Annotated in this window: 22 protein-coding genes; 13 read left to right on the forward strand and 9 right to left on the reverse strand. The window is 72.1% G+C overall.

Going from position 1 to position 25861, the window contains the following annotated elements:
• The first annotated feature begins 4 nt into the window (after nucleotides 1-4).
• Both ID574_RS45400 and ID574_RS45405 read left to right on the forward strand, forming a co-directional pair.
• Entirely contained in the window at nucleotides 5-1504 is a 1500-nt protein-coding gene (locus ID574_RS45400) for a tripartite tricarboxylate transporter permease (protein ID WP_188195266.1), read from the forward strand.
• Nucleotides 1501-1881 carry a universal stress protein gene (locus ID574_RS45405; protein WP_188195267.1) on the forward strand — a complete coding sequence of 127 codons (381 nt, stop codon included), beginning with the start codon at nucleotides 1501-1503 and terminating at the stop codon, nucleotides 1879-1881. The genes ID574_RS45400 and ID574_RS45405 overlap by 4 nt, the downstream gene beginning before the upstream one ends.
• Here ID574_RS45405 and ID574_RS45410 read toward each other — a convergent pair.
• The 4 genes from ID574_RS45410 to ID574_RS45425 all read right to left on the reverse strand — a co-directional run bounded on the left by ID574_RS45410 (nucleotide 1872) and on the right by ID574_RS45425 (nucleotide 6582).
• On the reverse strand, nucleotides 1872-3317 hold the full coding sequence (locus ID574_RS45410; RefSeq protein WP_188195268.1) for an aldehyde dehydrogenase: 1446 nt from the start codon (nucleotides 3315-3317) through the stop codon (nucleotides 1872-1874). The genes ID574_RS45405 and ID574_RS45410 overlap by 10 nt on opposite strands.
• A gap of 18 nt (nucleotides 3318-3335) precedes the next feature.
• Nucleotides 3336-4436, reverse strand: a complete 1101-nt coding sequence (locus ID574_RS45415; protein WP_188195269.1) for an NAD(P)-dependent alcohol dehydrogenase — start codon at nucleotides 4434-4436, stop codon at nucleotides 3336-3338.
• A 66-nt stretch (nucleotides 4437-4502) separates the two neighbouring features.
• Nucleotides 4503-6365: a sigma-54-dependent Fis family transcriptional regulator gene (locus ID574_RS45420; RefSeq protein ID WP_188195270.1), complete on the reverse strand. Its 1863-nt coding sequence runs from the start codon at nucleotides 6363-6365 to the stop codon at nucleotides 4503-4505.
• Nucleotides 6366-6402: 37 nt separating this feature from the next.
• Nucleotides 6403-6582, reverse strand: coding sequence for a hypothetical protein (locus ID574_RS45425; RefSeq protein ID WP_188195271.1), 180 nt, complete (start codon nucleotides 6580-6582; stop codon nucleotides 6403-6405).
• Between the two features lie 167 nt (nucleotides 6583-6749).
• Between ID574_RS45425 and ID574_RS45430 the strand changes: the two genes are divergently transcribed.
• The 8 genes from ID574_RS45430 to ID574_RS45465 all read left to right on the forward strand — a co-directional run bounded on the left by ID574_RS45430 (nucleotide 6750) and on the right by ID574_RS45465 (nucleotide 15791).
• Nucleotides 6750-7613: a 3-hydroxyacyl-CoA dehydrogenase family protein gene (locus ID574_RS45430; protein ID WP_188195272.1), complete on the forward strand. Its 864-nt coding sequence runs from the start codon at nucleotides 6750-6752 to the stop codon at nucleotides 7611-7613.
• Complete coding sequence (gene paaZ / locus ID574_RS45435; protein ID WP_188195273.1) at nucleotides 7610-9151, forward strand: phenylacetic acid degradation bifunctional protein PaaZ; 1542 nt, start codon at nucleotides 7610-7612, stop codon at nucleotides 9149-9151. Before ID574_RS45430 ends, paaZ begins: the two co-directional genes overlap by 4 nt.
• Before the next feature lie 29 nt (nucleotides 9152-9180).
• Nucleotides 9181-10662, forward strand: a complete 1482-nt coding sequence (gene boxB / locus ID574_RS45440; protein ID WP_188195274.1) for a benzoyl-CoA 2,3-epoxidase subunit BoxB — start codon at nucleotides 9181-9183, stop codon at nucleotides 10660-10662.
• 78 nt (nucleotides 10663-10740) lie between these two features.
• Complete coding sequence (boxC, locus tag ID574_RS45445) at nucleotides 10741-12390, forward strand: 2,3-epoxybenzoyl-CoA dihydrolase (RefSeq protein WP_223167744.1); 1650 nt, start codon at nucleotides 10741-10743, stop codon at nucleotides 12388-12390.
• Between the two features lie 2 nt (nucleotides 12391-12392).
• On the forward strand, nucleotides 12393-13940 hold the full coding sequence (locus ID574_RS45450) for a benzoate-CoA ligase family protein (RefSeq protein WP_188195276.1): 1548 nt from the start codon (nucleotides 12393-12395) through the stop codon (nucleotides 13938-13940).
• Nucleotides 13940-14917, forward strand: a complete 978-nt coding sequence (locus tag ID574_RS45455; RefSeq protein ID WP_188195277.1) for an NAD(P)/FAD-dependent oxidoreductase — start codon at nucleotides 13940-13942, stop codon at nucleotides 14915-14917. Before ID574_RS45450 ends, ID574_RS45455 begins: the two co-directional genes overlap by 1 nt.
• 13 nt (nucleotides 14918-14930) lie before the next feature.
• Nucleotides 14931-15260, forward strand: a complete 330-nt coding sequence (fdxA, locus tag ID574_RS45460) for a ferredoxin (RefSeq protein WP_188195278.1) — start codon at nucleotides 14931-14933, stop codon at nucleotides 15258-15260.
• Between the two features lie 3 nt (nucleotides 15261-15263).
• Nucleotides 15264-15791 (forward strand): gamma carbonic anhydrase family protein, encoded by a 528-nt coding sequence (locus ID574_RS45465; RefSeq protein ID WP_188195279.1) that lies wholly within the window; start codon nucleotides 15264-15266, stop codon nucleotides 15789-15791.
• A 199-nt stretch (nucleotides 15792-15990) separates the two neighbouring features.
• Here ID574_RS45465 and ID574_RS45470 read toward each other — a convergent pair whose 3' ends face one another.
• Nucleotides 15991-16749 carry an enoyl-CoA hydratase-related protein gene (locus ID574_RS45470; protein ID WP_188195364.1) on the reverse strand — a complete coding sequence of 253 codons (759 nt, stop codon included), beginning with the start codon at nucleotides 16747-16749 and terminating at the stop codon, nucleotides 15991-15993.
• Between the two features lie 181 nt (nucleotides 16750-16930).
• Here ID574_RS45470 and ID574_RS45475 point away from each other — a divergent pair, with 181 nt between their 5' ends.
• Complete coding sequence (locus tag ID574_RS45475; protein ID WP_188195280.1) at nucleotides 16931-19480, forward strand: ATP-dependent Clp protease ATP-binding subunit; 2550 nt, start codon at nucleotides 16931-16933, stop codon at nucleotides 19478-19480.
• Nucleotides 19481-19495: 15 nt separating this feature from the next.
• Here ID574_RS45475 and ID574_RS45480 read toward each other — a convergent pair whose 3' ends face one another.
• From ID574_RS45480 to ID574_RS45490, 3 genes are all read right to left on the reverse strand, one after another.
• On the reverse strand, nucleotides 19496-20575 hold the full coding sequence (locus ID574_RS45480) for an alpha-hydroxy acid oxidase (RefSeq protein WP_188195281.1): 1080 nt from the start codon (nucleotides 20573-20575) through the stop codon (nucleotides 19496-19498).
• A gap of 118 nt (nucleotides 20576-20693) precedes the next feature.
• Nucleotides 20694-21140 carry a DUF4383 domain-containing protein gene (locus ID574_RS45485; protein ID WP_188195282.1) on the reverse strand — a complete coding sequence of 149 codons (447 nt, stop codon included), beginning with the start codon at nucleotides 21138-21140 and terminating at the stop codon, nucleotides 20694-20696.
• Nucleotides 21141-21286: 146 nt separating this feature from the next.
• A complete protein-coding gene (locus ID574_RS45490; RefSeq protein WP_223167746.1) occupies nucleotides 21287-22063 on the reverse strand; it encodes a phytanoyl-CoA dioxygenase family protein in 777 nt (258 codons plus the stop codon).
• A 99-nt stretch (nucleotides 22064-22162) separates the two neighbouring features.
• Between ID574_RS45490 and ID574_RS45495 the strand changes: the two genes are divergently transcribed.
• Together ID574_RS45495 and ID574_RS45500 are read left to right on the forward strand one after the other, a co-directional pair.
• Nucleotides 22163-23044 carry a helix-turn-helix transcriptional regulator gene (locus tag ID574_RS45495; protein WP_188195284.1) on the forward strand — a complete coding sequence of 294 codons (882 nt, stop codon included), beginning with the start codon at nucleotides 22163-22165 and terminating at the stop codon, nucleotides 23042-23044.
• Nucleotides 23045-23095: 51 nt separating this feature from the next.
• Entirely contained in the window at nucleotides 23096-24364 is a 1269-nt protein-coding gene (locus ID574_RS45500; protein ID WP_188195285.1) for an ABC transporter substrate-binding protein, read from the forward strand.
• Between the two features lie 174 nt (nucleotides 24365-24538).
• On the opposite strand, the gene ID574_RS45505 is transcribed toward ID574_RS45500, so the two are convergent.
• Complete coding sequence (locus ID574_RS45505) at nucleotides 24539-25804, reverse strand: winged helix-turn-helix domain-containing protein (RefSeq protein ID WP_188195286.1); 1266 nt, start codon at nucleotides 25802-25804, stop codon at nucleotides 24539-24541.
• Nucleotides 25805-25861: the final 57 nt, after the last annotated feature.

The following is a 25861-nucleotide window of genomic DNA, read 5'->3' on the forward strand; positions in this document are numbered from 1 at the left end:
GGACATGGACTTCCTCTCCCCGGTGATCGCCGGGTTCGGCGTGGTCTTCCAGCCGGAGAACCTCTTCTACTGCCTGCTCGGGGTCACCCTCGGCATGCTGGTCGGGGTGCTCCCCGGGCTCGGGCCCGCGGCCACCATCGCGGTGCTGCTGCCGATCACGTACAACATCGAGCCGACCGCGGCCATCATCATGCTCGCCGGCATCTTCTACGGCGCCCAGTACGGCGGCACCATCACCTCGGTGCTGCTGCGCCTGCCCGGTGAGGCGTCCAGCGTGGTCACCGCCATCGACGGGCACGAGCTGGCCCGGCAGGGCCGGGCCGGCTCCGCGCTCGGCATCGCCGCCATCGGCTCCTTCATCGGCGGCACCGTCGCCGTCATCGGCCTGACGTTCGTCGCGCCGCTGGTGGCCGGGTTCGCGCTGGACTTCGGGCCGTCGGAGTACACCGCGCTGGCCCTGCTCGGCATCCTGCTGATCACCACGCTCGGCACCGGTTCGCCGCTCAAGAGCATCCTCATGGCCACGGTCGGGCTGCTGCTGGCGACCGTGGGGCAGGACCCGCTCGAAGGCGCCTCGCGCCTGACCTTCGGCGTCGACCAGCTGCTCGACGGCATCGACTTCGTCATCGTCGCGATGGGCCTGTTCGGCGTCGGCGAGATCCTCTACAACCTGGAGTCGCTTCGCCGGCCCGCCGCCCCCGCCGCGGCCGTCGGCTCGGTCTACCCCTCCCGCGCCGAGCTCGGCCAGTCGAAGGGCGCGATCACCCGCGGCTCGGTGCTCGGCTTCCTGCTCGGCATCCTGCCGGGCGGCGGGGCGACCATGTCCTCCATGGTCGCCTACGCCGTGGAGAAGCGGGCGAGCAAGGAGCCGGACCGGTTCGGCAAGGGCGCCATCGAGGGCGTGGCCGGTCCTGAGACCGCCAACAACGCCGCCGCCACGTCGTCGTTCATCCCGCTGCTGACCTTGGGCATCCCTGCCAACGCGACGATGGCGATCATGTTCGGGGCGTTGCTCATCCAGGGCATCGCGCCCGGGCCGATGCTGGTGGAGGAGAAGCCCGACCTGTTCTGGGGGGTCGTCAACTCGATGTACGTCGGCAACCTCCTGCTGCTGGCCATGAGCATGCCGCTGATCGGGGTGTTCGTGCGCATCCTGCGCGTGCGGGCGGCGATCCTGGCTCCGCTGACGATCCTCGTCACGATGATCGGCGTCTACACGGTCAGGATGAGTGTGTTCGACATGTTCCTCATGGTCGGGCTAGGGGTGCTGGGCTACCTGATGAAGAAGGTCGGCTTCGAGCCCGGGCCGCTGGTGCTGGCGTTCGTGCTCGGCGGCCTGCTGGAGTCGTCGTTCCGCCGGTCGATGCGGATCTTCGGCGGTGACCTCACCGGGTTCCTCACCCAGCCGATCACCGCCACGCTGCTCGGCGTGATCGTCCTGATCGTCCTCGCGCCCCCGGCCCTGCGCCTGTCCCGGCGGAACCGACAGAAGGTGAAAGCATGACCATCGTCGCCGGATACGTCCCCACGCCGCTGGGGGAGGCGGTCCTCGGCCAGGCCCTGGCCGAGGCCGAGCTCAGGAAGGCCCGGCTGGTGGTGGTGAACGTCTCCCACCCCGGCGCCTACGTCGACCCCGGCACCGCGCCGCCGGCCGAGCTGCAGCGCCGGGTGGGCGACGGCCACGAGGTTCGGCAGCCGCAGGACACCGACCCGGCCGCCGCGCTCCTCGACGTGGCCCGCCAGGAGTCGGCGGAGCTCATCGTGATCGGCGTCCGCCGCCGATCCCCGGTCGGCAAGCTCCTGATGGGCAGCACGGCGCAGCGTGTCCTGCTGGAGTCGGACTGCCCCGTGCTGGCCGTCAAGGACAACGATCACCGGTAGACGGTCTGCACCTGCTGATAGCCGGTCAGGCCCTCCGGGCCCAGCTCGCGGCCCAGGCCGCTGGCCTTGACCCCGCCGAACGGGGCGGCGGGGTCGGGGATGTAGCGGTTGACGCCGATGGTGCCGGTGCGCACCCGGTGGGCGACGGCCGCGCCCCGCTCCGGATCGGCGGTCCAGACCGTCCCGCCGAGGCCGAAGTCCGAGTCGTTGGCGATGCGGACGGCGTGGTCGACGTCGTCGTACGGGATGAGCGACAGCACCGGCCCGAAGATCTCCTCCTGCGCGATGACCGAGCCGTTGTCGACGTCGGCGAAGACGGTCGGCTGCACGAACCAGCCCCGCTCCAGGTCGGCGGGCCGGCCGCCGCCGGTCGTGATGCGGGCGCCCTCGCCGCGCCCCTTGGCGATGTAGCTCTCGACGCGGTCGCGTTGCCGGGCGGTGGCCATCGGCCCGATCTGCGTCCCCGGGTCGGCGGCGTCGCCGACGGTCAGGGAGCTCGCCAGGGCGGTGAAGGCGTCGACGACCTCCGCGTACCTGCTGCGCGGGGCGAGCACCCGCGTGCCGAGGAAGCACGTCTGGCCGTTGTTGAGCAGCGTGGCGCCGAACAACCCCTGGCCGATCTTGCCCAGGTCCAGGTCGGCGTCGTCCAGGACGATGGCCGCGGACTTGCCGCCGAGCTCCAGCGTGACCGGCCGCAGCAGCCGCCCGCACGTCTCGGCGATGCTCCGGCCTGCGGCGGTGGAGCCCGTGAAGGCGACCTTGTCCACGCCCGGATGGGACACCAGGTAGGCGCCGACCTCGCGCCCGGCCGGCACGACGTTGATCACCCCGGCCGGGACGCCGGCCTCCTCGACGGCCTCGGCCAGCAGGTACGCGTCCAGCACGGTCTCCGGCGACGGCTTGATCACCAGCGTGCAGCCGGTCGCCATCGCGGGGGCGATCTTGAACATGGTGAGCGCCTGCGGGAAGTTCCACGGCACGATGGCAGCGACCACCCCGACCGGCACCCGGCGCACCTCGATCGGGCCGCCGAACAACCCTTCCCTGGTCTCCTCGAAGGTCGCCGACCGGGCCAGCCCGGCGTAGTAGCGCAGCACGGCGGTGGGGTAACCGGTCTCCAGCTGCCGGGCGACCGCGACCGGCATGCCGTTCTGGGCGCTCACCCGCTCGACGAACCCGTCGGCCCGCCGGTCGATCGCGTCGGCCAGGCGGTCCATCACCTCGGCGCGCCGCGCGGGCTCCCAGCTCGCCCAGCCGGACGGCTCGTCGAACGCCTCGCGCGCGGCGGCCACCGCCGCGTCGATGTCGGCCTCGGCGCCCTCGGGGACCTGGCCGAGCGGCTCCTCGGTGCTGGCGTTGACCGGGACGATCACCCGGTCGGTGGCGGGGCGGACCCACGTGCCGCCGATGAAGAAGGTGTCGTGACGCAGTTGCATGATCGGACTCCTCGGGGCTCAGGCGAAGGTCAGGACGGGCTTGAGGGTGGTGCCCTTCTCGGAGTCCTCCACCGCCTCGTTGATGTCCTCGAACGCGTACGTCTTGATCAGCTTGTCGAACGGGAAGCGGCCCTGGCGGTGGAGGTCCACGAGCTTGGGGATGAACAGCCGCGGCACGCTGTCGCCCTCGACGATCCCGCGCACCCCGCGCCCGAACAGCAGCGCCGACATGTCCAGGGAGACCTCGGTGCCGAGCGCGGCGGCGCCGATCAGGCCGCAGGTGCCGCCCTGGTTGAGCGCGTCCACCGCCTGCCGCAGCACGCCCGGGACCGCGGTGGTCTCCACCGTGTAGTCCACGCCGAGGCCGCCGGTGAGCTCGCGCAGCCGCTCGACAGTGTCGCCCGCGGCCGCGTTGATCACGTGCGTGGCGCCCACCTCCGCGGCCAGCTCCAGCCGCCGGTCGTTCAGGTCGACGGCGACGATCGTGGTGCAGCCGGCGACGGCGGCGGCCATCACGGCGCTGATGCCGACCGAGCCCGCGCCGAAGACCGCGATGCTGCTGCCCGCCGGCGGCCTGAGCGAGTTGAGCACGCCGCCCGCGCCGGTCTGGATGCCGCAGCCCAGCGGGCCGAGCAGCTCCAGGGGCGCCTCGGGGTCCACCTTCACGACATTGCGCTCACTGGCCAGGGCGTGGGTCGCGAAAGACGACTGGCCGAAGAACGCGCCGTGCACGTCACCCGACGCCCGGTGCAGGGTGGCGCTGCCGTCGGGGCGCGAGCCGGCGAAGTTGTAGGCGAAGAACTGGTCGCAGTACGCCTGGCGGCCCTGGACGCACATGCGGCAGCCGCCGCAGGAGCTGAACGTGAGCACGACGTGGTCGCCGGGCGCCACGTAGGTGACGCCGTCGCCGACGGCCTCCACGACGCCCGCCCCCTCGTGGCCGAGCACCGCGGGCAGCGGCACCGGGTACCACTGGTCGCGGACGATCAGGTCGGTGTGGCAGACGCCGGAGCTCACCATCCGCACGACGACCTCGCCGGGCCGGGGGTCGTCGAGGTCGAGGGGGGCGAGCGCGAAGGGAGCGCCTTGGGTCTCGGTCAGTGCCGCGGTGATGCGCACGTTACGACTCCTTTTCCGGTGGGTTTCTCACCGGCAACGTAGGTCGGCGCGCGCCCGGCGCACTGTTCAACTCTTGGACACTGAGATCTGCAGGGCCCGCATACGGTTGTAGAGCGTCGTCCGGCTGATGCCGAGCCGCTGGGCGGCACGCAGCTTGTTGCCGTCGTGCTCGCGCAGCGCGGCGGCGATCGCGTCGTGCTCGGCCCGCTCCAGGGGCGTCATCCGGCGCAGCCGGGGGCTGACCTGGTAGCTCGCGGGCAGGTCGCGGGGCGTCACGTCGCCCGCCGAGCGGTGCGCCACCACGGTCTCCAGCACGGTGCGCAGCTCGCGCAGGTTGCCCGGCCACGGGTGACCGGCCAGGGCGGCGAGGGCGGCCGGGGTGAACCGCACCCGATCGCCTGCCCCGAGCTCGTGGAGCATGGCCCGCACGAGTGCCGGCAGCTCGTCGGCTCGGTCCCGCAGGGCGGGCAGTCCGATCCGGGCGGGGCACCCGGCGGCGAGCGTGGCTGCGTACCCGGTCAGCTCGGCCACCGGCGCGCCGGTCAGCGCGATCCACACCCCGCCGCGCTCCATGAGGCGCCGCAGGTGAACCGCGCACGCGTCGGGCAGCAGATGGGCGTCCTCGACCAGCAGCAGTCCCGGCCGTGCGGCCGCCGCGGCGTCGAGCTCGGCCAGCCACTCGGCCTCCCCTTTGACCGCCGCCTCGGAGGCGTCGAGCGCCACGATCCCCCCTCCCCGCCCGGCGGCCGCCACAGCCGCATGGGCCGCGCCGCCCCCGGCTCCCCGCCCAGTGGGTGTCTTGGCGGGGGCCGACGCGGCGCCGCCGGTCTCCGGTCCGGCGGGTGTCTCGGTGGCGGGCGCGGCGCCGCCGGTCTCCCGTCCGGCGGGTGTCTCGGAGGCGGGTGCGATGCCGCCGGGCTCCCGTCCGGCGGGTGTCCTGGTCACATCGATCCCGGCGTCCCTGGCCAGGGATCGGACCGTTGTCGTGCGGCCCGTGCCTGGCGCGCCGCTGACGTACACGGGCGTGCCGGGGCGCGGGGGCGCGGTGCGGGCGGTGGCGCGGCGGGTCTCGCGCGGATCCGTGAATTCGAACAGCACCCCGTCCGCCCCCGAGGTGACGGCCTCCAACCGGACCGCGAGCCTGCGCCCCGACGACAGCTCGACGGACCGCTCCTCGTGACGCCCCCGGCCGGCGAGGTCGGCCGCGAGCTCCCGCAGCAGCAGGTGATCGATCGGGTCGAGGAGCTCCACGGCCGCCGGGTTGGCCAGCACCACGCCCTCGCCGAGCACCAGCACCGGCCGGTTGTGCCCGGCCGCCGCGGCCTGGAACGCGGCCAGCATCCGCTGCTCGGCGCGGCGCGCGGTCTGCAGCAGCCGCTCCTCGATGTCGCTCACCGCCCGGGTCAGGAACGGGCCGAGCAGCGGGGAGTCGTTCTCGGCCAGGCAGGTGATGTCGAGGACGCCCTCCAGCCGATGGGTCACCGGATGGACGATCGGGTGCCCGTAGCAGCTGAAGCGCTTGAACGGCTCCAGGTAGTGCTCCTCGCCGTGCACGGCGAGGCCGCGGCGCAGCTCGTACACCGTGGCGATCGAGTTGGTCCCGGTGGTCTCCTCCATGAACACCCCGCCGGCCACCACGCCCAGCGCCGCCAGCCGGTCGCGCAGCGTGCGCGCCCCGATCGGCACGTCCACCAGCCGCGACTCCCGATCGGCCAGGATGACGCAGTACCCGGCGTCGCCGAGCTGCTCGGCGAGCTGTTCCAGGACCGGCCGGGCCGCGGCGACGAGCCGGCTGCGCCGGTCGACCTCGCCGGCCTCGAAGCGGAGGTGCGGCGCCGCGGGCCCCAGCCCGCTCATCCGGCAGCGCCGCCAGGACATCGCGATCTCCGGGCGCAACTCGTTGGTCGGGGTCATGTCGCTGGGAGTCATGGCGACCTCCGCCAGATGTGTTCGGTTGTGGGAAGAGCTAGCCGACGCCGAGGAGGGCATGGGCGCGATCGCGGCCCGACCGCGGCACCAGCGACCCGATCCTCACGGCGCCGCCGGCCTGTTCGCCGCTGGACTGGCTGAGGCTCGAACCGGCGCTACCCGACAATGCGCGCACGGCGGCGGGTGCGAGTATGCGGAGGAGGGAGAGAACACCCATGTCGGCTCCTGGGGGATGGCGTGCGCACAGAATCCACAGTTCTGTGATGGGACGTCAAGGGTTTGTCATCAATCGAGACTTCGGGTGCTCTATGATTATGTGATCTTCACCTTCGATTCACTACATCTCTCTTCCGCTACGCAACGACAATGTGGCATGTTGGAGGAATGAGCGAGATCTCGACGCTGCCGCGGCGGTGCGGGGTCGTGGGCGGCGGGCGCATGGGCGCCGGCATCGCGCACGCCCTGCTCCTCGCCGGTTGCGACGTCACCGTGCTGGAGCGCGACGCGGCGGCCGCGGCCGCCGCCCGCGACCGGGTGTCGCGCGCCGTCCAGGGCAGCGCGAAGCGGGGCCTGATCGCGGGCCCGGAAGAGCCCATGTCCCGCCTGACCACCGCCCTCGGCCACGCCGAGCTGGCCGGATGCGGCCTGGTGATCGAGGCGGTCCCCGAGGACGTGGACCTCAAGCTGGTCACGCTGCGCGCTGTCGAGGACGCGGTCGAGCCCGGCGCCGTCATCGCCTCCAACACCAGCGGCATCTCGCTCGCCACGCTCGCCGAGGCCCTCGCCCGGCCCGGGCGCTTCCTGGGGCTGCACTTCTTCAACCCCGTCCCGGCCAGCAGGCTCGTCGAGGTGGTCATCGCGCCCGCCACCGATCCGGCCCTGCGGGACCGGGCCGTCGCCTGGGTGGCGGCGCTCGGCAAGACCGCCGTGGTCGTCCGCGACTCGCCCGGCTTCGCCAGCAGCAGGCTCGGCGTCCTGCTCGGCCTGGAGGCGATCCGCATGGTCGAGTCCGGCGTCGCCGAGCCCGAGGACATCGACGCCGCGATGACGCTCGGCTACGGCCACCCGACCGGGCCGCTGCGGCTCACCGACCTGGTGGGCCTGGACGTGCGGCTCGGCATCGCCCGCTACCTCGAACGCGAGCTGGGCCCCCGCTTCACCCCGCCGGACCTGCTCGTCCGGATGGTCGAGGAGGGCCGTCTCGGGCGCAAGACCGGCAAGGGCTTCTACGACTGGAGCGAGTCATGAGCATGCTGGAGAGCTATCTCGCAGGGGACTGGCGCGCCGGGACGGGGAAGGGGGTCGCGGTCGCCGACGCGGTGACCGGCGAGACCGTCACCCGGGTCAGCGGGGAGGGACTCGACCTCGCCGCCGCGGTGGCCTACGCCCGCCGCACCGGCCTGGCCGAACTCGGCGAGCTGACCTTCCCGCAGCGCGCCGCCGCGCTCAAAGCGGCCGCGCTGGCGTTGCAGGAGCGCAGGCAGGAGCTGTACGACCTGTCGGCGCGGGCCGGGGCCACGCGCCGCGACGCGGCGGTGGACGTGGACGGCGGCATCGGCACGGCGCTCGTCTACGTCGGCCTCGCCCGCAAAGGCCTGCCCGACCACACCCTGATCGTCGAGGACGACCCGGTGCCGCTCGGCAAGGGCGGCACGTTCGCGGGCCGCCACGTCCTCACCACGCCGCGCGGGCTCTCGCTGCAGATCAACGCCTACAACTTCCCCGTGTGGGGCATGCTGGAGAAGCTCGCGCCCGCGTTCCTCGCCGGGCTGCCCACGATCGTCAAGCCCGCCACGCCGACCGCGTACATCGCGGCCCACGCCGTCCGGATCATCGCGGACCTGCTGCCGCCGGGGGCGCTCCAGCTCGTCGCGGGCGGCGTTCCCGGCCTGCTCGACCTGCTCGGCGGGCAGGACCACATCGGCTTCACCGGCTCGGCGGACACGGCCGCCCGGCTGCGCTCCGACCCCGCCGTCACCCGCCGCTCGGCGCGGTTCAACGCCGAGGCCGACTCCCTCAACTGCTCCGTGCTCGGCCCGGACGCCGTGCCGGGGGAGCCGGAGTTCGATCTGTTCGCCGACGCCCTCGTCACCGAGATGACGGTCAAGGCAGGGCAGAAGTGCACCGCGATCCGCCGCGCGTTCGTCCCGGCGAACCTCCTCGACGCCGTCGGCGAGGCGGTCGAGGCCAGGCTGGCGCGGGTCGTCGTGGGCGCGCCCGGCGCCGACGGCGTGACGATGGGCGCGCTCGTCGGCCTGGCCCAGCGCGAGGACGTGCGGGCGGCCGTCGCGCGCCTGGCCCGGGCCGGCTCGGTGATCTACGGCGACCCGGACAAGGTCGAGGTGGTGGGCGCCGACGCCGAGCGCGGCGCGTTCGTGTCGCCGCTGCTGCTGCGCGCGGACGACCCGGCCCGTCCTGAGCCGCACGAGGTGGAGGCGTTCGGCCCGGTCAGCACGCTCATGCCCTACCGGGACGCCGCCGAGGTGAACGAGCTGATCGCCCGCGGCGAGGGGTCGCTGGCCGGGTCGGTGGTGTCGTACGACCCCGGCTTCGTCCGGCGGGTCGTGCTCGGGGCCGCCGCCCACCACGGCCGCCTGCTCGTGCTCGACCGCGACAGCGCCGCCGAGTCCACGGGGCACGGCACGCCCATGCCGCAGCTCGTCCACGGCGGCCCCGGGCGGGCGGGCGGCGGCCAGGAGGAGGGCGGGCTGCGTGCCGTCCACGCCCACCTGCAGCGCACCGCCATCCAGGGCAGCCTCGCTACCCTCGACTCGATCATCAACTGACGACTCAGACCTGGAGAAGGAGAGCAGTGGTGAGCATCGACGACACCCGTACCGGCGCCGCCCCCGCGCCCACCGGCCCGCTCAGCCGCGTGGACTACAGCGAGCGCATCCCCAACAACGTCAACCTGGCCGGCGACCGCCGCCTGCAGCGCGCCCTCGAAGGCTGGCAGCCGAAGTTCCTGGAGTGGTGGAAGCAGCTCGGCCCGGCCCTTCCCACCAAGGACGTCTACCTGCGCACGGCGATCGCCGTGGGCCGCGACGGCTGGGCGCACTTCGCCCACGTCCCCATGGACGAGTACCGCTGGGGCATCTTCCTCGCCGAGCGCGACCCCGACCGCAAGGTCAACTTCGGCAAGCACAAGGGCGAGCCCGCCTGGCAGGAGGTGCCCGGCGAGCACCGGGCCGACCTGATGCGGCTGATCGTCATCCAGGGCGACACCGAGCCCGCCTCGGTCGAGCAGCAGCGCGTCCTCGGCCACACCGCGCCCAGCATCTACGACCTGCGCAACCTCTTCCAGGTCAACGTGGAGGAGGGCCGCCACCTGTGGGCGATGGTCTACCTGCTGCACGCCTACTTCGGGCGCGAGGGCCGCGAGGAGGCCGAGCAGCTGCTCAAGCGCAACTCCGGCGACCTCGACGCGCCGCGCATCCTGGGCGCGTTCAACGAGGCGACCACCGACTGGCTGCAGTTCTTCATGTTCACGTACTTCACCGACCGCGACGGGAAGTACCAGCTCGGCACGCTCAAGGAGTCGGCCTTCGACCCTCTCGCGCGCACCTGCGAGTTCATGCTCAAGGAGGAGGCCCACCACATGTTCGTGGGCACCACCGGGGTGCAGCGGACCCTGGAGCGCACCGCCGAGCTCATGAAGGAGCACGACACGGCCGACATCCTCCCGCACGGCGGCATCCCGCTGGACATCATCCAGAAATACCTGAACTTCCAGTTCTCCGTCTCGATGGACCTGTTCGGGTCCGAGCAGTCCACCAACGCCGGCAACTACTACACCTCCGGCCTGAAGGGCCGCTGGATGGAGACCCGGCGCAAGGACGACCACGTGCTCCTCGACGCCACCCGCGAGCTGCGCTACGTCGAGGACGGCCAGATCAAGACGAAGACCGTGCCGATGCTCAGCGCGCTCAACCTCGACCTGCGCGACGAGTACGTCGCCGACTGCGCCAACGGCGTGCGCCGCTGGAACCAGGCGCTCGAGGACGCCGGGCTGTCCGAGCGGCTCTACCTGCCGCACGAGGGCTTCAACCGCAAGGTCGGCGTGTACGCGGGCCACCACGTGACCCCGCAGGGCGAGGTCGTCGACGAGGACGCCTGGAACGCCCGGGCCGCCGAGTGGCTGCCCACGCCCGAGGACCGCGAGAAGGTGGCCTCCCTCATGATCCCCGAGTACGAGTACGGCAAGTTCGCCGGCTGGATCGCCCCGCCGAAGACCGGCATCAACGACCAGCCGGTCGAGTTCGACTACGTGCACCTGGCCGACGAAGGCCTCCTCTAAACACTACAAACTCTTGACGTCACACCGAGATGGCGTCGAATATTAGGCAGTGAGGCCCAACCCCCCATGGAGCGCGCATTGACCGTCACCTTCGCGACCTCCCCCGACCGCTACCGCCACTGGACGCTCCACGTGGACGGGGCGGTGGCCACCGTCACGCTGCGCGTGGACGAGCACGGCGGCCTGGTCCCCGGCTACGAGCTCAAGATGAACTCCTACGACCTCGGCGTCGACATCGAGCTCTACGACATCGTCCAGCGGCTCCGCTTCGAGCACCCCGAGGTCAAGGCCGTCGTGCTGACCGGCGGCCTGGAGCGCATGTTCTGCGCCGGCGCGAACATCCGCATGCTGGCCCAGTCCACCCACGCGTGGAAGGTGAACTTCTGCAAGTTCACCAACGAGACCCGCAACGGCATCGAGGACGCCACCGAGCACTCCGGCCAGACCTGGATCGCCGCGCTCAACGGCACCGCCGCGGGCGGTGGCTACGAGCTCGCGCTGGCCTGCGACCAGATCGTCCTCGTCGACGACGGCTCCTCGGCCGTCTCCCTGCCCGAGGTGCCGCTGCTCGGCGTGCTGCCGGGCACCGGCGGCCTGACCCGCGTCGTGGACAAGCGGCACGTGCGCAAGGACCGCGCCGACCTGTTCGCCACCAAGGCGGAGGGCTTCCGCGGCCGTACGGCCGTCGAATGGGGCCTGGTGGACGCCGCCGTGCCACGCCACTCGTTCGACGATGAGGTGGCCAGGCGTGCGGGCGAGGCGGTGGCGGCCTCCACACGGCCTTCGGACGCGAAGGGCGTGGTCCTGACGCCGCTGGAGCGCAAGGACGAGGCCGACGCCATCACCTACCCGTACCTGTCGGCGCGCATCGACCGGGCGAACCGCCTCGTCGAGATCACGGTGTCGGGCCCGGCCGACGCCCCGCCCGCCGACCCCGCGGCGCAGGGGGCGGAATACTGGCCGCTCGCCGTGACGCGCGCGCTGGACGACCTCATCCTCCACCTGCGGACCAACGAGCTGGAGCTCGGCATCTGGGTGCTGCGTGCCGTCGGCGACCCCGAGCGGGTGCTCGCCTACGACGCCCAGCTGCGCGAGCAGGCCGGCGACTGGTTCGTCAACGAGGTGCGCCACTACTACAAGCGCACTCTCAAGCGGCTCGACGTCACCAGCCGCAGCCTCATCGCCGTCATCGACCCCGGCACCGCCTTCGCCGGCCTGCTGGCCGAGCTGGCCCTGGCCGCCGACCGGCAGTACATGCTGGAGGGCGTCTACGAGGACCGCGACGCCGATGCCGCCCCCGCCACCCTCCTGCTGACCCCGTCCAACGACGGCGACTACCCGATGGGCAACGGGCTGTCCCGCCTGGAGTCGCGCTTCTGGGGCAACGACGGGGACCTGGCGGCCGTCCGCGCCAGGCTCGGCGAGCCGCTGGACGCCGCCGCCGCGCAGGAGCTCGGCCTGGTCACCCTGGCACTGGACGACATCGACTTCGAGGAAGAGCTGCGCATCGTGCTGGAGGAACGCGCCTCGCTGTCGCCTGACGCGCTCACCGGCATGGAGGCCAACCACCGCTTCGCCGGCCCGGAGACCCTCGAGACGAAGATCTTCGGTAGGCTCACCGCCTGGCAGAACTGGATCTTCATTCGCCCCAACGCGTCGGGCCCCGACGGCGCCCTGCGCCGCTACGGCACCGGCCGCAAGGGCGACTATGACGTGGAGCGGGTCTGATCATGAGTGAGAACGAGTTCAACGCCGGGGACTGGCTCGTCCACCGCCACGTGCGGGAGGGCCGCGGCGGCCGCGTGGCGGTCCGGCGCGGCGAAGCCACGCTCACCTACGCCGGGCTGTCGGACCTCGTCGGGACCGTCACCGCCGCCCTGCGCGGCCTCGGCCTGCGCCGCGACGACCGCGTCGTGTTCGTCACCAACGACGACCTGCCCATGTTCGCCGGCATCCTCGCCGCCTTCAGCGGCGGCTTCGTGGCCGTGCCGGTCTCCACCATGCTCGGGGCCAAGGAGCTCGGCACGATCATCGCCGACTCCGGCGCCGCCGTGGTGATCGCGAGCCCCGAGTACGAGCCCCGCCTCCAGGAGGCCCTCACCCTGGCGCCCGAGGTGCGCCACCTGGTGTGGGACGGCGACGCGCCGTCCGGGAGCACCGCCTTGACCTGGGAGGAGCTGCTCAAGTCCGGCGAAGGACTGCCCCGCGAGCCCGCCGTCACCGACGCGGACTCCTGGGCCCTGTGGCTCTACACCTCCGGCACCACCGGCACGCCCAAGGGCGCCATGCACCGCCACGCCAACATCCGCCACGTCTGCGAGACCTACGGCGACCAGGTGCTCGGCATCCGGCCCGACGACGTCTGCTTCTCCGTCGCCAAGCTCTTCTTCGCCTACGGCATCGGCAACGCGATGTTCTTCCCGCTCTCGGCCGGCGCCGCGACCGTGCTGGAGCCGCGCCGCCCCACCCCCGCCGTGACGGCCGAGCGCATGGCCGCCGACCTGCCGACGCTGTTCTTCGGCGTCCCCACCTTCTACGCCGCCCTGCTCGCCGCCGGCCTGCCCGCCGAGACGTTCGCGTCGGTACGGCTCGGCGTCTCGGCGGGGGAGGCGCTGCCCGCGCCGCTGCAGGAGCGGTTCGCCGGCCGCTTCGGCGTCGAGCTCATCGACGGCATCGGCTCCACCGAGGCGCTGCACATCTTCCTGTCCAACAGCCCGGGCGACGTGCGTCCCGGCACCACCGGCCGCCCGGTGCCCGGCTACGACATCGAGCTGCGCGACGCCGACGGGAAGCCGGTGCCCGACGGGCAGCCCGGCTCCCTGTACGTGCGCGGCGAGTCCATCGCGCTGGGCTACTGGCGGCGCACCGACGCCAGCCGCTCCGTGTTCGCCGGCGAATGGCTCAACACCGGCGACACCTACGTCCGCTCGCCGGACGGCTACTACACCTGTCTGGGCCGCAGCAACGACCTGCTCAAGGCCGGAGGCATCTGGGTGTCGCCGACGGAGGTCGAGAGCCGCCTGCTGGAGCACCCGGCCGTCCAGGAGGCGGCCGTCGTCGGCCTGGCCGACGAGCACGGGCTCGACAAGCCGGTCGCCTGCGTGGTCAGCCGCGGGGACGTCACCGCCGAGGAGCTCATCCAGTGGTGCCGCGACGGCCTGGCGTCGTTCAAGCGCCCACGGCACGTGATCTTCCTCGAACAGCTGCCCAAGACCGCGACCGGGAAGATCCAGCGGTTCAAGGTCCGGGAGCTCGTCGCGGAGCGGGAGGTGCTCTGATGAGCGCCGTCGACGTCGACGTGCTGATCGTCGGAGCCGGGCCGGTCGGCCTCTTCGGCGCCTACTACGCCGGCGTGCGCGGGCTGAAGACGGCGGTCGTCGACTCGCTGAGCCAGGTCGGCGGCCAGGTCAGCGCGATGTACCCGGAGAAGCAGATCTACGACATCGCCGGATTCCCCGCCGTCTCCGGCCGCCGGCTCATCGCCAACCTGGTCGAGCAGGCGGCGCCGTACGAGCCGGCGTACCTGCTCGGGCAGGAGGCCCAGCGGCTCGAACACGGCCTCAACGGCCGCCTCGTGGTCAAGACCAGCGCCGGCACCGAGATCAACGCCGGCGCCGTCATCGTGACCGGCGGCATCGGCACCTTCACGCCGCGCCCGCTCCCCGCCGGGGAGGAGTTCCTCGGCAGGGGGCTGGAGTACTTCGTGCCGGACGGCGCGGACTACGCAGCGAAGGACGTCGTCGTGGTCGGCGGCGGCGACAGCGCCGTGGACTGGGCCCTCATGCTCCACCCCGTCGCCGCGAGCGTCACGCTCGTGCACCGCCGCGCCGCCTTCCGCGCCCACCACGGCTCGGTCGAGCGGCTCAAGGCCTCGCCCGTGGAGATCGTCACCAACGCCCAGGTCACCGCCGCCCTCGGCGGCGACCGGCTGGAGCGCATCGAGCTCAGCACGGGGCACACCCTCCCGTGCCAGCGGCTCGTCGCCGCCCTCGGCTTCACCGCCAACCTCGGGCCGCTCCGCGAATGGGGGCTCGACCTGCACGACAACCGCCACCTGGTGGTCGACTCCGCGATGCGCACCAACGTGCCCGGCATCTTCGCCGCCGGCGACATCGCCGACTACGACGGCAAGGTCAGGCTGATCGCGGTCGGCTTCGGCGAGGTCGCCACGGCCGTCAACAACGCCGCCGTGCACCTCGATCCCGCCGCCCAGCTCTTCCCGGGGCACTCGACCGACAACCCCGCCCCGGTCTAGTCAGGAGATCCGCATGCCGTACGTCATCGCCGCGCCCTGCATCGACGTCATGGACAAGTCGTGCGTCGAGGAGTGCCCCGTCGACTGCATCTACGAGGGGGAGCGCAAGCTCTACATCAACCCCAAGGAGTGCATCGACTGCGGCGCGTGCGAGCCCGTGTGCCCCGTCGAGGCGATCAGCCAGGACCGGCGGGTCGCCGCCGAGGACGCCGACTTCGTCGAGGACAACCGCCGCTTCTTCGTCGAGGTCCTGCCGGGCCGCGACGCGCCGCTCGGCGCCCCCGGGGGGTCGAGCAGGACGGGCCGGGTCGGCGTGGACACCCCCATGGTCGCGAGCCGGTGAGCGATGCCCCTCTACGCACTCGGCGACCAGGAGCCGCGGATCCATCCGGACGCCTACGTCCACCCGGACGCCGTCGTCATCGGCGCCGTCACCCTCGGCGCGGAGGCGTCCGTGTGGCCGGCCGCGGTGCTGCGGGCGGACTTCGGCCGCATCGAGATCGGTGAGCGCACCTCCGTCCAGGACGGCACCGTCCTGCACACCACCGATCGATGGCCCACCGTGATCGGCAGCGACTGCGTCGTCGGGCACAACGCCCACCTGGAAGGATGCACGGTCGAGGACCGCTGCCTCATCGGCTCCGGCGCGGTGGTCCTGAACCGCGCCGTGGTCCGGACCGGCTCGGTGGTCGGCGCCCAGGCGCTCGTGCCCGAGGGCGCGGAGATCCCGGCCGGTCACATGGCGCTCGGCGTGCCCGCCCGCGCCAGGCCGATGGACGGCTCGGCGCAGCGCGAGTGGATCGACTACGGCGTGGCGGAGTACCGGGCCAACGCCAAGCGCTACCGGCACGAACTCCGCAGACTCGACCCCTGACGGCCGGGCGCCTCGGCCCTCGAGGACGCGCCGCACGCACCTGCGCCGCCTCTCGGTAGGAGCCGGTGCGGGCTCGGCGGGGAAGGGCCAACGGGGCCGATGGGGGCGGCGGGCGGCAACCGGGTCGAGCAGGCGGCAACCCGGTGTGGCGGGTGGCGAACGGGTCGCTGGCCGACGCGCCGGGAGGCCGTGCGGTGCGTCAGCGGCGGCGCTCCAGGAACGCCGTCATGCGCTCGTACTTGTCCTCGGTCTCGAACAGCACGGCCTGGGCCACGTCGTCGAAGCGCGGGTGCGCGCCGGGCGGCGCGGCGAGCGCGAGCTTGGTCAGGCGCAGCGCCAGCGGCGCGTTCCTGCCGATGCGCGCCGCCAGCCGGTCGGCCGCGGGCAGCAGCTCATCCTCGGCGACCAGCTCGTTCACCAGCCTGACGGTTTGCGCCTCCTCGGCGGACAGCACTCTCCCGGCCAGCAGGACCTCCTTGGCCAGCGGCTCGCCGACCAGCTCACGCAGCCGCCAGCAGGCCCCGGCCGCGGCCATGATCCCGAGCCCCGCCTCCGGATTGCCGAACCGGGCCCGCGGCGTCGCGATGCGGAAGTCGCACGCGTAGGCCAGCTCCGCGCCCCCGCCGAGGGCCGGGCCGTCGATGGCGGCGATCGTGGGCAGCGGCAGCCGGGCGATCCGGTCGAACAGGCCGCTGTTGATGCCCGCCAGGGCGTCCTCCCGGCGGCGCTCACGCAGCTCCCGGATGTCGGCGCCGGCCGCGAAGACGCCGTCGCCGCCGGTGATCACCATCACCCGGGGGCGGCGTTCCAGCTCGGCGCACACCTCGTGGAGGTCCGCCACCATCGCCGCGTCGATCGCGTTGCGCACGTGCGGGCGGTCGAGCCGCACCAGCACCCGATCCTGCCCGTCCTCGATCCGCACTGTGCCGTTCAGCGGGAGCCCCCAACCAGAATTCACTACAGTCAAATGGTCTAGCGCAATGCCATTGTAGAAGAACCTTCATGCGGATCGCCATGGCGCCGCACCGGCGAAGGGCCCGGACCAAGGGAGAGGTGCTTCGCCTGAGCGGTGGCGACCGTGGGGTGTCGTTATGCGGCCGGTGCGACGGGTAGGCGCCCCGGGATCGGAGGGGAGCAGCATGAGCACTGGTGAGTACTGGCCCTATGGTTTCGGGCCGATGGACGACCTGCTGGCGCGGTTCTTCGGGGTGGGACAGCCGGGGGTGGTCAGACGGGTGGACCTCGGCCGCCTTCTGAGCGAGGACGCGATCGACCTGCTGCGGGCGGCGGCCGAGCGCGCGATCTCGTGGGGCGCGGACTATCTCGACACCGAGCACCTGCTCTGGGCGGCCACGCAGACGGACACTACCCGGCGCTTCCTGGAGCAGGCCGGGGCCGATCCGGCGGCGATCGCCCGCGCGGTCGAGGAGCAGGCCGAGCAGCGCGAGCCGCGCCAGGGGCCGATCCCGCTCGCGCCCGCCGCCAAGCGGGCGCTGCTGGACGCCCGGCAGGTGGCGCGTGCCACGGGCAACTCCTACATCGGCGCGCCCCACCTGGTCCTGGCCCTGTCCGCCAACCAGCAGTCGACGGCGGGCCGGCTGCTGCGCGGCTCGCACGTCACCCCCCAGTCGCTGGGCGCGGAGACCGAGGCGGCGCCGGCGCGCCGCCCGCCCAGCACGACCCCCACGCTCGACCAGTACGGCAGGGACCTCAGCGCAGCGGCCCGCGACGGCGGCGTCGACCCGGTGATCGGGCGGGACGACGAGATCGCCCAGGCCGTGGAGGTGCTGTCGCGGCGGACCAAGAACAACCCCTGTCTCATCGGCGAGCCGGGCGTCGGCAAGACCGCGGTCGTCGAAGGGCTGGCGCAGCGCATCGTGGAGGGCGAGGTGCCCGAGACGCTCAAGAACAAGCGGGTGGTCCAGCTGGACCTGCCCGGCATGGTCGCCGGGACCAAATTCCGCGGCGAGTTCGAAGAACGCCTGACCAAGGTCATGGACGAGATCCGGGCGAACGCCGAGGACCTCATCGTCTTCATCGACGAGTTGCACACGGTCGTGGGTGCGGGCGGCGCCGAGGGCGCCATCGACGCCTCGAACATGCTCAAACCCGCCCTGGCCCGCGGTGAGCTGCACGTCATCGGCGCGACCACGTTGGACGAGTACCGCAGGCACATCGAGAAGGACGCGGCGCTGGAGCGCCGTTTCCAGCCCATCCTGGTCCCCGAGCCGAGCGTCGCCGACACCATCGAGATCCTGCGCGGCCTGCGCGACCGGTACGAGGCGCACCACCAGGTCAAGTTCACCGACGACGCCCTGATCGCGGCGGCCGAGCTGTCCGACCGGTACGTCTCCGGCCGCTTCCTGCCCGACAAGGCCATCGACCTGATGGACCAGGCCGGGGCCCGGGTGGCGCTGCGCAGCAGGACCACCCCCAGCGACACCCGCGAGCTCGAAGAGCACCTCGAGCAGTGCCTCAGGGAGAAGGACCAGGCGGTGGAGCTGGAGGACTACGAGCGGGCCCGCGAGCTCCGCGACGAGATCGCCGGCCTGCGGACCAGGATCGAGCAGGCCCACGGCGGCCGCCAGGGGGTTCCCGAGGTCACCGCGAACGAGATCGCCGAGGTCGTCTCCCGTATCACCGGCATCCCCGTCGCCCAGCTCACCCAGGAGGAGAAGGACCGCCTGCTGGCTCTGGAGGAGCACCTGCACCACCGCGTGGTCGGCCAGGACGAGGCCGTGGTGGCGGTCGCGGAGGCGGTGCGCCGCTCCCGGGCGGGGCTGAGCGACCCGAACCGGCCGATCGGCTCCTTCCTCTTCCTCGGACCGACCGGCGTGGGCAAGACAGAGCTGGCCAGGGCGCTGGCCGAGGCGCTGTTCGGGGATCAGGACCGGATGATCCGGTTCGACATGAGCGAGTTCCAGGAACGCCACGCCGTCTCCCGGCTGGTCGGCGCGCCGCCCGGCTACGTGGGGTACGAGGAGGCCGGTCAGCTCACCGAGCAGGTGCGGCGCAAGCCGTACGCGGTGGTCCTGCTGGACGAGGTCGAGAAGGCCCACCCGGACGTGTTCAACCTGCTGCTGCAGGTGCTCGACGACGGGCGGCTCACGGACGCGCAGGGCCGCACGGTCGACTTCAGGAACACCGTGCTGATCATGACCTCCAACCTGGGCGCCGACCTCATCATGGCCCATCCCGGGGAGGCCGCCGCCGGGCTGCGCGGGCAGCTCGTGCGGCTGCTGCAGCAGCGGTTCCGCCCGGAGTTCCTCAACCGCGTGGACGAGATCATGGTCTTCCACAGGCTGTCCGCGGAGCACCTGCGGCAGATCACGGTCCTGCTGCTGGAGGACACCCGGCGGCGCCTGCACGCCCAGAACGTCACCTTGGACCTGGACCCGGCCGCGATCGACTGGCTGGCCCGCGAGGGCTACCAGCCGCACTTCGGCGCCCGGCCGCTGCGCCGCACGATCCAGCGCAAGCTCGACAACACGCTGTCGCGGCTGCTGCTGGACGGCACCCTCAAAGCCGGCCAGCGCGCGCACGTCGGCGTGCGGAACGGCGACCTGGCCATCACGGTCCTCGACGAAGGGCGGGAGCCGGGGCCGGACGTCGAGCCGGACGTGGTGACCCGCCCCGAGCCGCGCCTGGAGCAGCGCGAGCGGCCGCCCGCGCCGGGACCGTACCTGTGATCGTCGCACGCCACGTCAGAGGCGGCGCAGGAACCCCTGATCAAGGCCGGTCAGGCCGGTGACGCCGAGCAGCGTCAGGACGTTGTCCATTTCCTCGCGCAGCAGGTCGAGCACCCGGATCACGCCGTCCTCGCCGCCCGCGACCAGCCCGTAGACGGCGGCCCGGCCGAGCACGACGACGTCCGCGCCGAGTGCCAGCGCCTTGACCACGTCGGAGCCCCGGCGCACGCCGCTGTCGAAGGCGAGCTGCGCGCGGCCCGCCACCGCGGCGGCGATCTCGGGCAGCACGTCCAGGGCCGCGGGCAGGCCGTCGAGCTGGCGGCCGCCGTGGTTCGACACGCCGATCGCGCTCGCGCCCGCCTCGATCGCGGCCTCGGCGTCGCGCACGGTCGTGATGCCCTTGGCCATCCACGGCAGCGTCGTGCGGGCCATGAGCCGGCCGAGCTCGTCCCAGCGCCAGGCAGGTCCGTCGCCGCCGAAGAGATCGGCGAACGCGTCGCCCGTGCCCTCTCCCTCGGCGAAGTTGCCGGCGACGACGGCGTGCGGGGGCGTGTAGCGGTTGCGGCGGTTCCTCTCCCGCCAGCCGGCCGTCGGCGTGTCGCAGGTGACCACGAGCGCGCGGAAGCCCGCCTCCTCGAGATGCTCCAGGCGGCGGAGAAAGCCGTCCGCCGCGCCGGCGGGGTGCACCTGGGCGAAGGACATCCCGGCCGGGGACGCGTTCCGCACCTCGGCGAAGGAGTGGGAGCCCGCTTCGGGCGCGATGCCCGAGACGCCGGCCCGGGCGGCGGCGCGGGCGACGGCCTTCTGGCCTTCCGGGTGGAAGAGCGCGTCCACGCCGAACGGCCCCGTCAGGATCGGCATGCGCAGCGGCACCCCCATGAACGTGGTCCGCAGCCCGGGCTTCCGCAGGCCGCTCATGAGCCGCGGGGCGAATCCCCACTCGGTGAACGCCTCCCGGTTCCTGCGCAACGTCCACTCCGCGCCCGCGCCGCCCTCCAGATAGTCCCGGACGTCGGGGGACAGCGCCTCCAGGGCGGCGGACTCGATGTCGCCGAGGGTCTCGAACCACGGCGCCGCCACGGATGGATGGATCATGCTGTGCGCTCCTCGCTGTGCCTGGGTGGTGTCCCATCCAGTACGCGGCGAGGCCGATGGGCCGTTCCCTTCTGTGTATTTCGACGGGTTCGAGCGCTTGCCTCCCGGGACGCGCTGGTCAGCGGGTCGCTGACGCGCGGTGGCGGGCCGGGAGGAAGGCGAGGGCGATCATGCCGACGCCCAGGACCACGTGCAGCCAGTTGTCGGCGGTGTTGACCGGCACGAAGTTGGCCGGCGTGTCCTGGCCGACGACCATGCCGTAGATCCCCAGCGCCAGGTAGATGGCGCCGCCGCCGGCGAGGAAGGCGCGGGCGGCGGACCACGTCCTGGACAGAAGGATGCCGGCGATGCCGAACAGCAGGTGGACGAGGTTGTGCAGGATCGACACCTGGAACACGTTCAGCAGCAGCGCGCCGGACTCGTGGCCGGCGAAGCCCATCTCCGGGTAGTGCGTGGTGACGCCGGGGATGAAGCCGAGCACGCCGACGAAGACGAACAGGGCGCCGACGACGAAGGCCGCCAGCTGTACGGGGCTCCCGCCGGCGTAGGTGCGAGGGCTGTCCATGAGACCCTCCTTTGAACTGCCGGTATGTGACCATGCGTCTACCCGCCAGAGCTGTGGCCAGTCACCGCGGCGCAGATCGTCGTGCTCGGCGATCGCAGGCCCACCGGTCGCTCGTGGACGCCGGCATCGTTCTTCCCGAGGAGTTCTCAGGCCCATTTCTCCGCGCCGGCGAACGGCATGTGCTCGCCCGCCACATACCTCGGGAAGGGCTGGTAGACGTTCACGCCCGGGTCCCCGCGCAGCAGCAGCGCCGAGACGAACGGTTGCTGCTCGCTGGTGATCCGGGTCGAGGTCGGGATGTACCTGATGGTCAGCCCGCAGCGGCGGCGCGGCGAGGTGTTGGCGTTGGAGGCGTGCAGGATGTTCGGGTGGTGCACCTCCACGTCGCCGGGCGACAGCACCAGGTCCACCGCCTGCGACTCGTCCACGGTCACCGCGCTCTCCGAGCCGAGCACGTTGTCGATGTCGTCGCGCTGCCGCAGCTCGTGCAGGTCCTCCTTGTGCGAGCCGGGGATCACCCGCACGCAGCCGTTCTCCGGCGTGGACTCGTCCACCGCCAGCCACAGCGTGACGACCCGCATCGGCTCCAGCGGCCAGTACGCGCCGTCCTGGTGCCACAGGACCGGCATGCCGGAGAAGGGCGGCTTGCTGATGTAGTGCGAGGCGAAGAGCGCGATGTCCGGGCCGACGAACAGCTCGGCGATGTCCAGCAACCGGTGGTCGCTGACCAGCCGCACCCAGAAGGGGTCCCCGGCGACCAGCTCCGTGGCCAGGTCCTCGCCGAGCCGGTCCGGGTGCTTGGCCTGGAGCCAGGCGACGTGGTCGCTCGCCTCGGCGATCAGGTCGCGGTCGAGGACGTTCCGGAAGATCGTGTAGCCGTCGCGGTCGTAGTCCTGGAGGGTCCGGTCGACTTCCGTGATCACCAAGTGCTCCTTTTCGGTGGAGGGCGTCGATCCGGATTCTTCGGTCTTGGTGGCCCGAGTTACTAGTACTCGCCGCTCCATAACTATTAATTTCCTGACATGCCGACGGTTCTGCGGTGGGTCGAATTCGCGGCCGGGCTGCCGTACCACGCGGCCCTCGTACCGGTGACCGGCAGCCGCCGCGACCGGCCCGAGCCGCACACCCACGCCGACTTCCACGAGCTCGTCTTCGTGACCGTGGGGGCGGGCACGCAAGTGGTCTGGGGAGGCGGGTGGGGGGTGGGCGAGGCCGAGATGCCCCTGCGCGCCGGTGACATGGTGCTGGTGCGGCCGCACGACCGGCACGAGTTCGCCGGGAGCATGCGCTTCGTCAACATCGCCTTCCCGAGCGAACGCTGGCACGCCTTCGCCGACCTCGCCGGGCTCGCGGGCACGGCGGACTGGGACCGGCGCGACCTGCCGCTGACGGCGCACGCCGCTCTGGACGGGCCGGTCGCGGCCGAGTTCGCCCGTGTGCTCGGCGCCTATTCCGGCGTTCCGCGCGTGCTCGACCTGGTCAGGCTCTGGACGGCGGTCGTGCCGGCGCTGGAGCGCGCCGACGGCACGGCCGTGGACCGGCGGCCCGGCTGGCTGGTGTCGGCCTGCGTCGCGATGAGCCGCGAGGAGAACCTGCGCGAGGGCCTGCCCAGGCTGCTGGAGCTGGCCGCCGTGAGCTCCGGGCACCTGGCCCGCTCCATGCGACGGCACTACGGTTGCACGCCGGTCGCGTTCGTCGTCAGACGCCGGCTGGAGCACGCCGCCCTGCTGCTGACCACGACGACCGAGGACATCGGCAGGATCGCCCAGCGCTGCGGCTTCTCAGGTCAGTCATATTTCGGGCGGTTGTTCCAGCGGAAGTACGGCATGGCGCCCCGCGACTACCGGGAGGCGACGCGGCGGGCCGTGGTCCCGGTGGCTATGGACACTCCAGACATCAAGTGATTAGATCACATTCACCTCGCACCCCTGACCACTGTGAACAGGAGGCCGGGCATGATCCGGTCGCGTCCACTGCTCATCGCCGCCGTCACCGCCCTCGCCCTCGCCGGCTGCTCCTCCGCCGGTGACACCGCCGGCAGTCAGCCCGGCAAGACGGAGCTGAAGCTCTACAACGACAAAGGCGCCTGGAGCAAGTACTTCGACGAGATGGGCGTCCTGTCCAAGCAGCAGATCGGCCTGTCGGTGAAGTCGGTCGGCTACACCGACGAGCCGACGTACCAGGCCTTCATCAAGGCGTCCTTCCGCACGAACGTGAAACCCGACCTGTTCACCTGGACGACGGGCGGCCGGCTGGAAGAGATCGTCGCCCAGAAGCAGGTGGCCGAGACCACCGCGATCTGGCAGGAAGCGATCAAGAACGGCGACCTGTCGGCCGACCTGGCGCCCTACTACACGGTCGGCGGCAAGCAGTACTGCGTCCCGCTCAACGCGGCCTACTGGGGGATGTTCTACAACAAGAAGATCTTCGACGAGCACAAGCTGAAGCCGCCGAAGACGTGGGACGAGCTGATCGGCATCGCGGACACGCTCAAGAAGAACGGCGTGACCGCGTTCTACCACACCTCGGTGCTGTTCTCCTTCGTCTGGTTCGAGCAGCTCCTCGCCGGCACCGACCCCGACCTGTACGACCGGTTGTCGACCGGCCAGGCCAAATACACCGACCCCGGCGTGGTCGAGGTGATGAAGCGCTGGAAGTCGATGATCGACGCCGGGTACTTCAACAACCCCGGCGACAAGACCGACCCGGCCGACATGCTCAAGACCGGCAAGGCGGCGATGGTGTCGTTCGGCACGTGGTTCAACACGAGCATGACCCAGCGCGACATGAAGGCCGGCACCGACTACGGCTTCTTCGTGATCCCCAACGTCAACTCCGCACTGCCCAAGACCTCGATGATCTTCGAGAGCGGGCCGCTCTGCTCGCTGGCCAAGGCGCCCGACCCTGAGGCCAGCATGAAGTACCTCAAGTGGTGGGTGGGGGCCGCCGCGCAGGAGAAGTGGGCCACCGCGAGGGGCGACGTCTCGGCCAACCCCAAGGTGGCCATCGCCGACCAGGCCATCGCGGAGGTCGGCAAGGCCGCGGGCAGCGGGGAGTATCGCCTGGTCAACCGGTATTTCGAGGCCACGCCGCCACCTGTGCTCACGGCGGCGCTCGACGGCTTGGGCGGCTTCGTCGCCAAGCCGGACACCTATGAGAAGGTCCTCGCCGGCATCCAGGCCGCCGCCGACGAGTATTGGGCCACCCACAAGCAGGGCAACTGAGCCGGTGAGGAGCGTGCCCGAGCCCTCGCCACGACCGCACCGCCTCCTCGTCGTCGAGCAGCGGCAGCGGCACGCCGGAACCGCCCCTCGACGGACGCGTGCTCAGAGGGAGGCCGGCCCCTGCGACGCTGAAGGCGTCACGGGCGGGAGGCTCGGGCCCCTGGGACGGGTCGCTCAGGGCCGGGAAGGCCGGACCCCTGGGGCCGGAGCGCTCACCGGCCCGGGGGACTGGGCCGCCCGCCACGGCTCCGGGACCTTCTCGCCGTAGACGACCTCGCGTGCACCGGCGAACGCGGCCAGGTCGGCGATCGCCCGGCCGACGGCCTCGGTGGTCGCCTCGTCCGCCGCCGCTCCCGGCTCGGGGAACAATCCCTCGATCTCCAGCACCTTGCGGCGCCGGTCGAGCCGTGGCACGAGCCTGCCGACCAGCCGCTCGCCGTGCAGGATCGGCATGATGTAGTGCCCGTACCGCCGCTTGGCCTTCGGGACGTACATCTCCGTCCGGAACGCGAACCCCCACAGGCGCTCGGTCCGCTCCCGGTCGCAGATGAGGTTGTCGAAGGGCGACAGCAGCGTGGTGCGCGGCTCCCAGCCGCGCTCCAGCAGGCCGAGCACGTCGCGGTGGACGAACCAACGCTCGCCGCCGCCCTCGACCTCGGCGGGCACGACCCGGCCCGCGGCCTCCAGCCCGCTCAGCGCTTCGGCGAGCCCGGGGTAGCGGTCGCGGATGAAATGCCGCTCGATGTCGGCGGCGCGCGCCACGCCGAGCGCGCGCAGAGCGAGCTCGGCGGCCCGGGCGACGGCCTCCTCCTGTGACAGCGGCTCGCTCTCGGCCCACTCGGGCAGCCGGCGCTCGGTCAGGTCCCACAGCCGGGTGCGCCCCTCCCGCCCGGCCACCATGACCTGGCCCTGGAACCACAGGAAGTCCAGCATCCGCTCGACGTTGCGGCCGTTGGTCCAGCCGCTCGACCGCCACGGGACGGCCGCGACGTCGTCGAACCCGCCGACCGGCAGCGGGCCCTTCTCCCGCAGCCGGTCGAGCACGTGCTGCCGTAACGCGTCGTTGGCCGCCAGCCAGCCGCGGACCTGCCGCGCGTAGCCGGACTCGCCCGATGGGTAGACGCGCATCATGACCTGGTGAATCGGGTAGTCCTCGGCCAGCACGATCGACGCGGCGTGCGCCCAGTATTCGAACAGCCACCGCTCCCGCCACAACAGCACGTCGAGGTCGGCGGGATCGTAGGCGCCGACCCTGCTCCAGAGCACCAGCAGATGGCTGCGGGCGACCGCGCTCACCGGGTCGAGCTGCAGGCACCGCAGCGCCCCCAGCACCTGGCGCAGTCCGTCGAGGTCGGCTCCCGGACGAGGACCGGCCAGATGCTGGCAACGCACGGCCAGCCGCCGGGCGGACTCCAGGCTGAGGGGCAGAGGGTGCGACATGGCCGTAGAGCATAGTCGAAAAAGCGTTCGAGTGGGTAAGGGGTGCGGACGGCCGCT

Origin of the sequence: Nonomuraea sp. SYSU D8015 (assembly GCF_008065375.1) — a bacterium.
Taxonomy (GTDB): domain Bacteria; phylum Actinomycetota; class Actinomycetes; order Streptosporangiales; family Streptosporangiaceae; genus Nonomuraea.

Excerpts from the sequence above, each read along its gene's own strand:
- ID574_RS45400 (WP_188195266.1), top strand. The coding sequence starts at position 5 with ATGGACTTCCTCTCCCCGGTGATCGCCGGGTTCGGCGTGGTCTTCCAG.
- ID574_RS45405 (WP_188195267.1), top strand. The coding sequence starts at position 1,501 with ATGACCATCGTCGCCGGATACGTCCCCACGCCGCTGGGGGAGGCGGTC.
- ID574_RS45410 (WP_188195268.1), bottom strand. The coding sequence starts at position 3,317 with ATGCAACTGCGTCACGACACCTTCTTCATCGGCGGCACGTGGGTCCGC.
- ID574_RS45420 (WP_188195270.1), bottom strand. The coding sequence starts at position 6,365 with ATGACTCCCAGCGACATGACCCCGACCAACGAGTTGCGCCCGGAGATC.
- ID574_RS45425 (WP_188195271.1), bottom strand. The coding sequence starts at position 6,582 with ATGGGTGTTCTCTCCCTCCTCCGCATACTCGCACCCGCCGCCGTGCGC.
- ID574_RS45430 (WP_188195272.1), top strand. The coding sequence starts at position 6,750 with ATGAGCGAGATCTCGACGCTGCCGCGGCGGTGCGGGGTCGTGGGCGGC.
- paaZ (WP_188195273.1), top strand. The coding sequence starts at position 7,610 with ATGAGCATGCTGGAGAGCTATCTCGCAGGGGACTGGCGCGCCGGGACG.
- ID574_RS45450 (WP_188195276.1), top strand. The coding sequence starts at position 12,393 with ATGAGTGAGAACGAGTTCAACGCCGGGGACTGGCTCGTCCACCGCCAC.
- ID574_RS45455 (WP_188195277.1), top strand. The coding sequence starts at position 13,940 with ATGAGCGCCGTCGACGTCGACGTGCTGATCGTCGGAGCCGGGCCGGTC.
- fdxA (WP_188195278.1), top strand. The coding sequence starts at position 14,931 with ATGCCGTACGTCATCGCCGCGCCCTGCATCGACGTCATGGACAAGTCG.
- ID574_RS45465 (WP_188195279.1), top strand. The coding sequence starts at position 15,264 with ATGCCCCTCTACGCACTCGGCGACCAGGAGCCGCGGATCCATCCGGAC.
- ID574_RS45475 (WP_188195280.1), top strand. The coding sequence starts at position 16,931 with ATGAGCACTGGTGAGTACTGGCCCTATGGTTTCGGGCCGATGGACGAC.
- ID574_RS45480 (WP_188195281.1), bottom strand. The coding sequence starts at position 20,575 with ATGATCCATCCATCCGTGGCGGCGCCGTGGTTCGAGACCCTCGGCGAC.
- ID574_RS45485 (WP_188195282.1), bottom strand. The coding sequence starts at position 21,140 with ATGGACAGCCCTCGCACCTACGCCGGCGGGAGCCCCGTACAGCTGGCG.
- ID574_RS45495 (WP_188195284.1), top strand. The coding sequence starts at position 22,163 with ATGCCGACGGTTCTGCGGTGGGTCGAATTCGCGGCCGGGCTGCCGTAC.
- ID574_RS45500 (WP_188195285.1), top strand. The coding sequence starts at position 23,096 with ATGATCCGGTCGCGTCCACTGCTCATCGCCGCCGTCACCGCCCTCGCC.
- ID574_RS45505 (WP_188195286.1), bottom strand. The coding sequence starts at position 25,804 with ATGTCGCACCCTCTGCCCCTCAGCCTGGAGTCCGCCCGGCGGCTGGCC.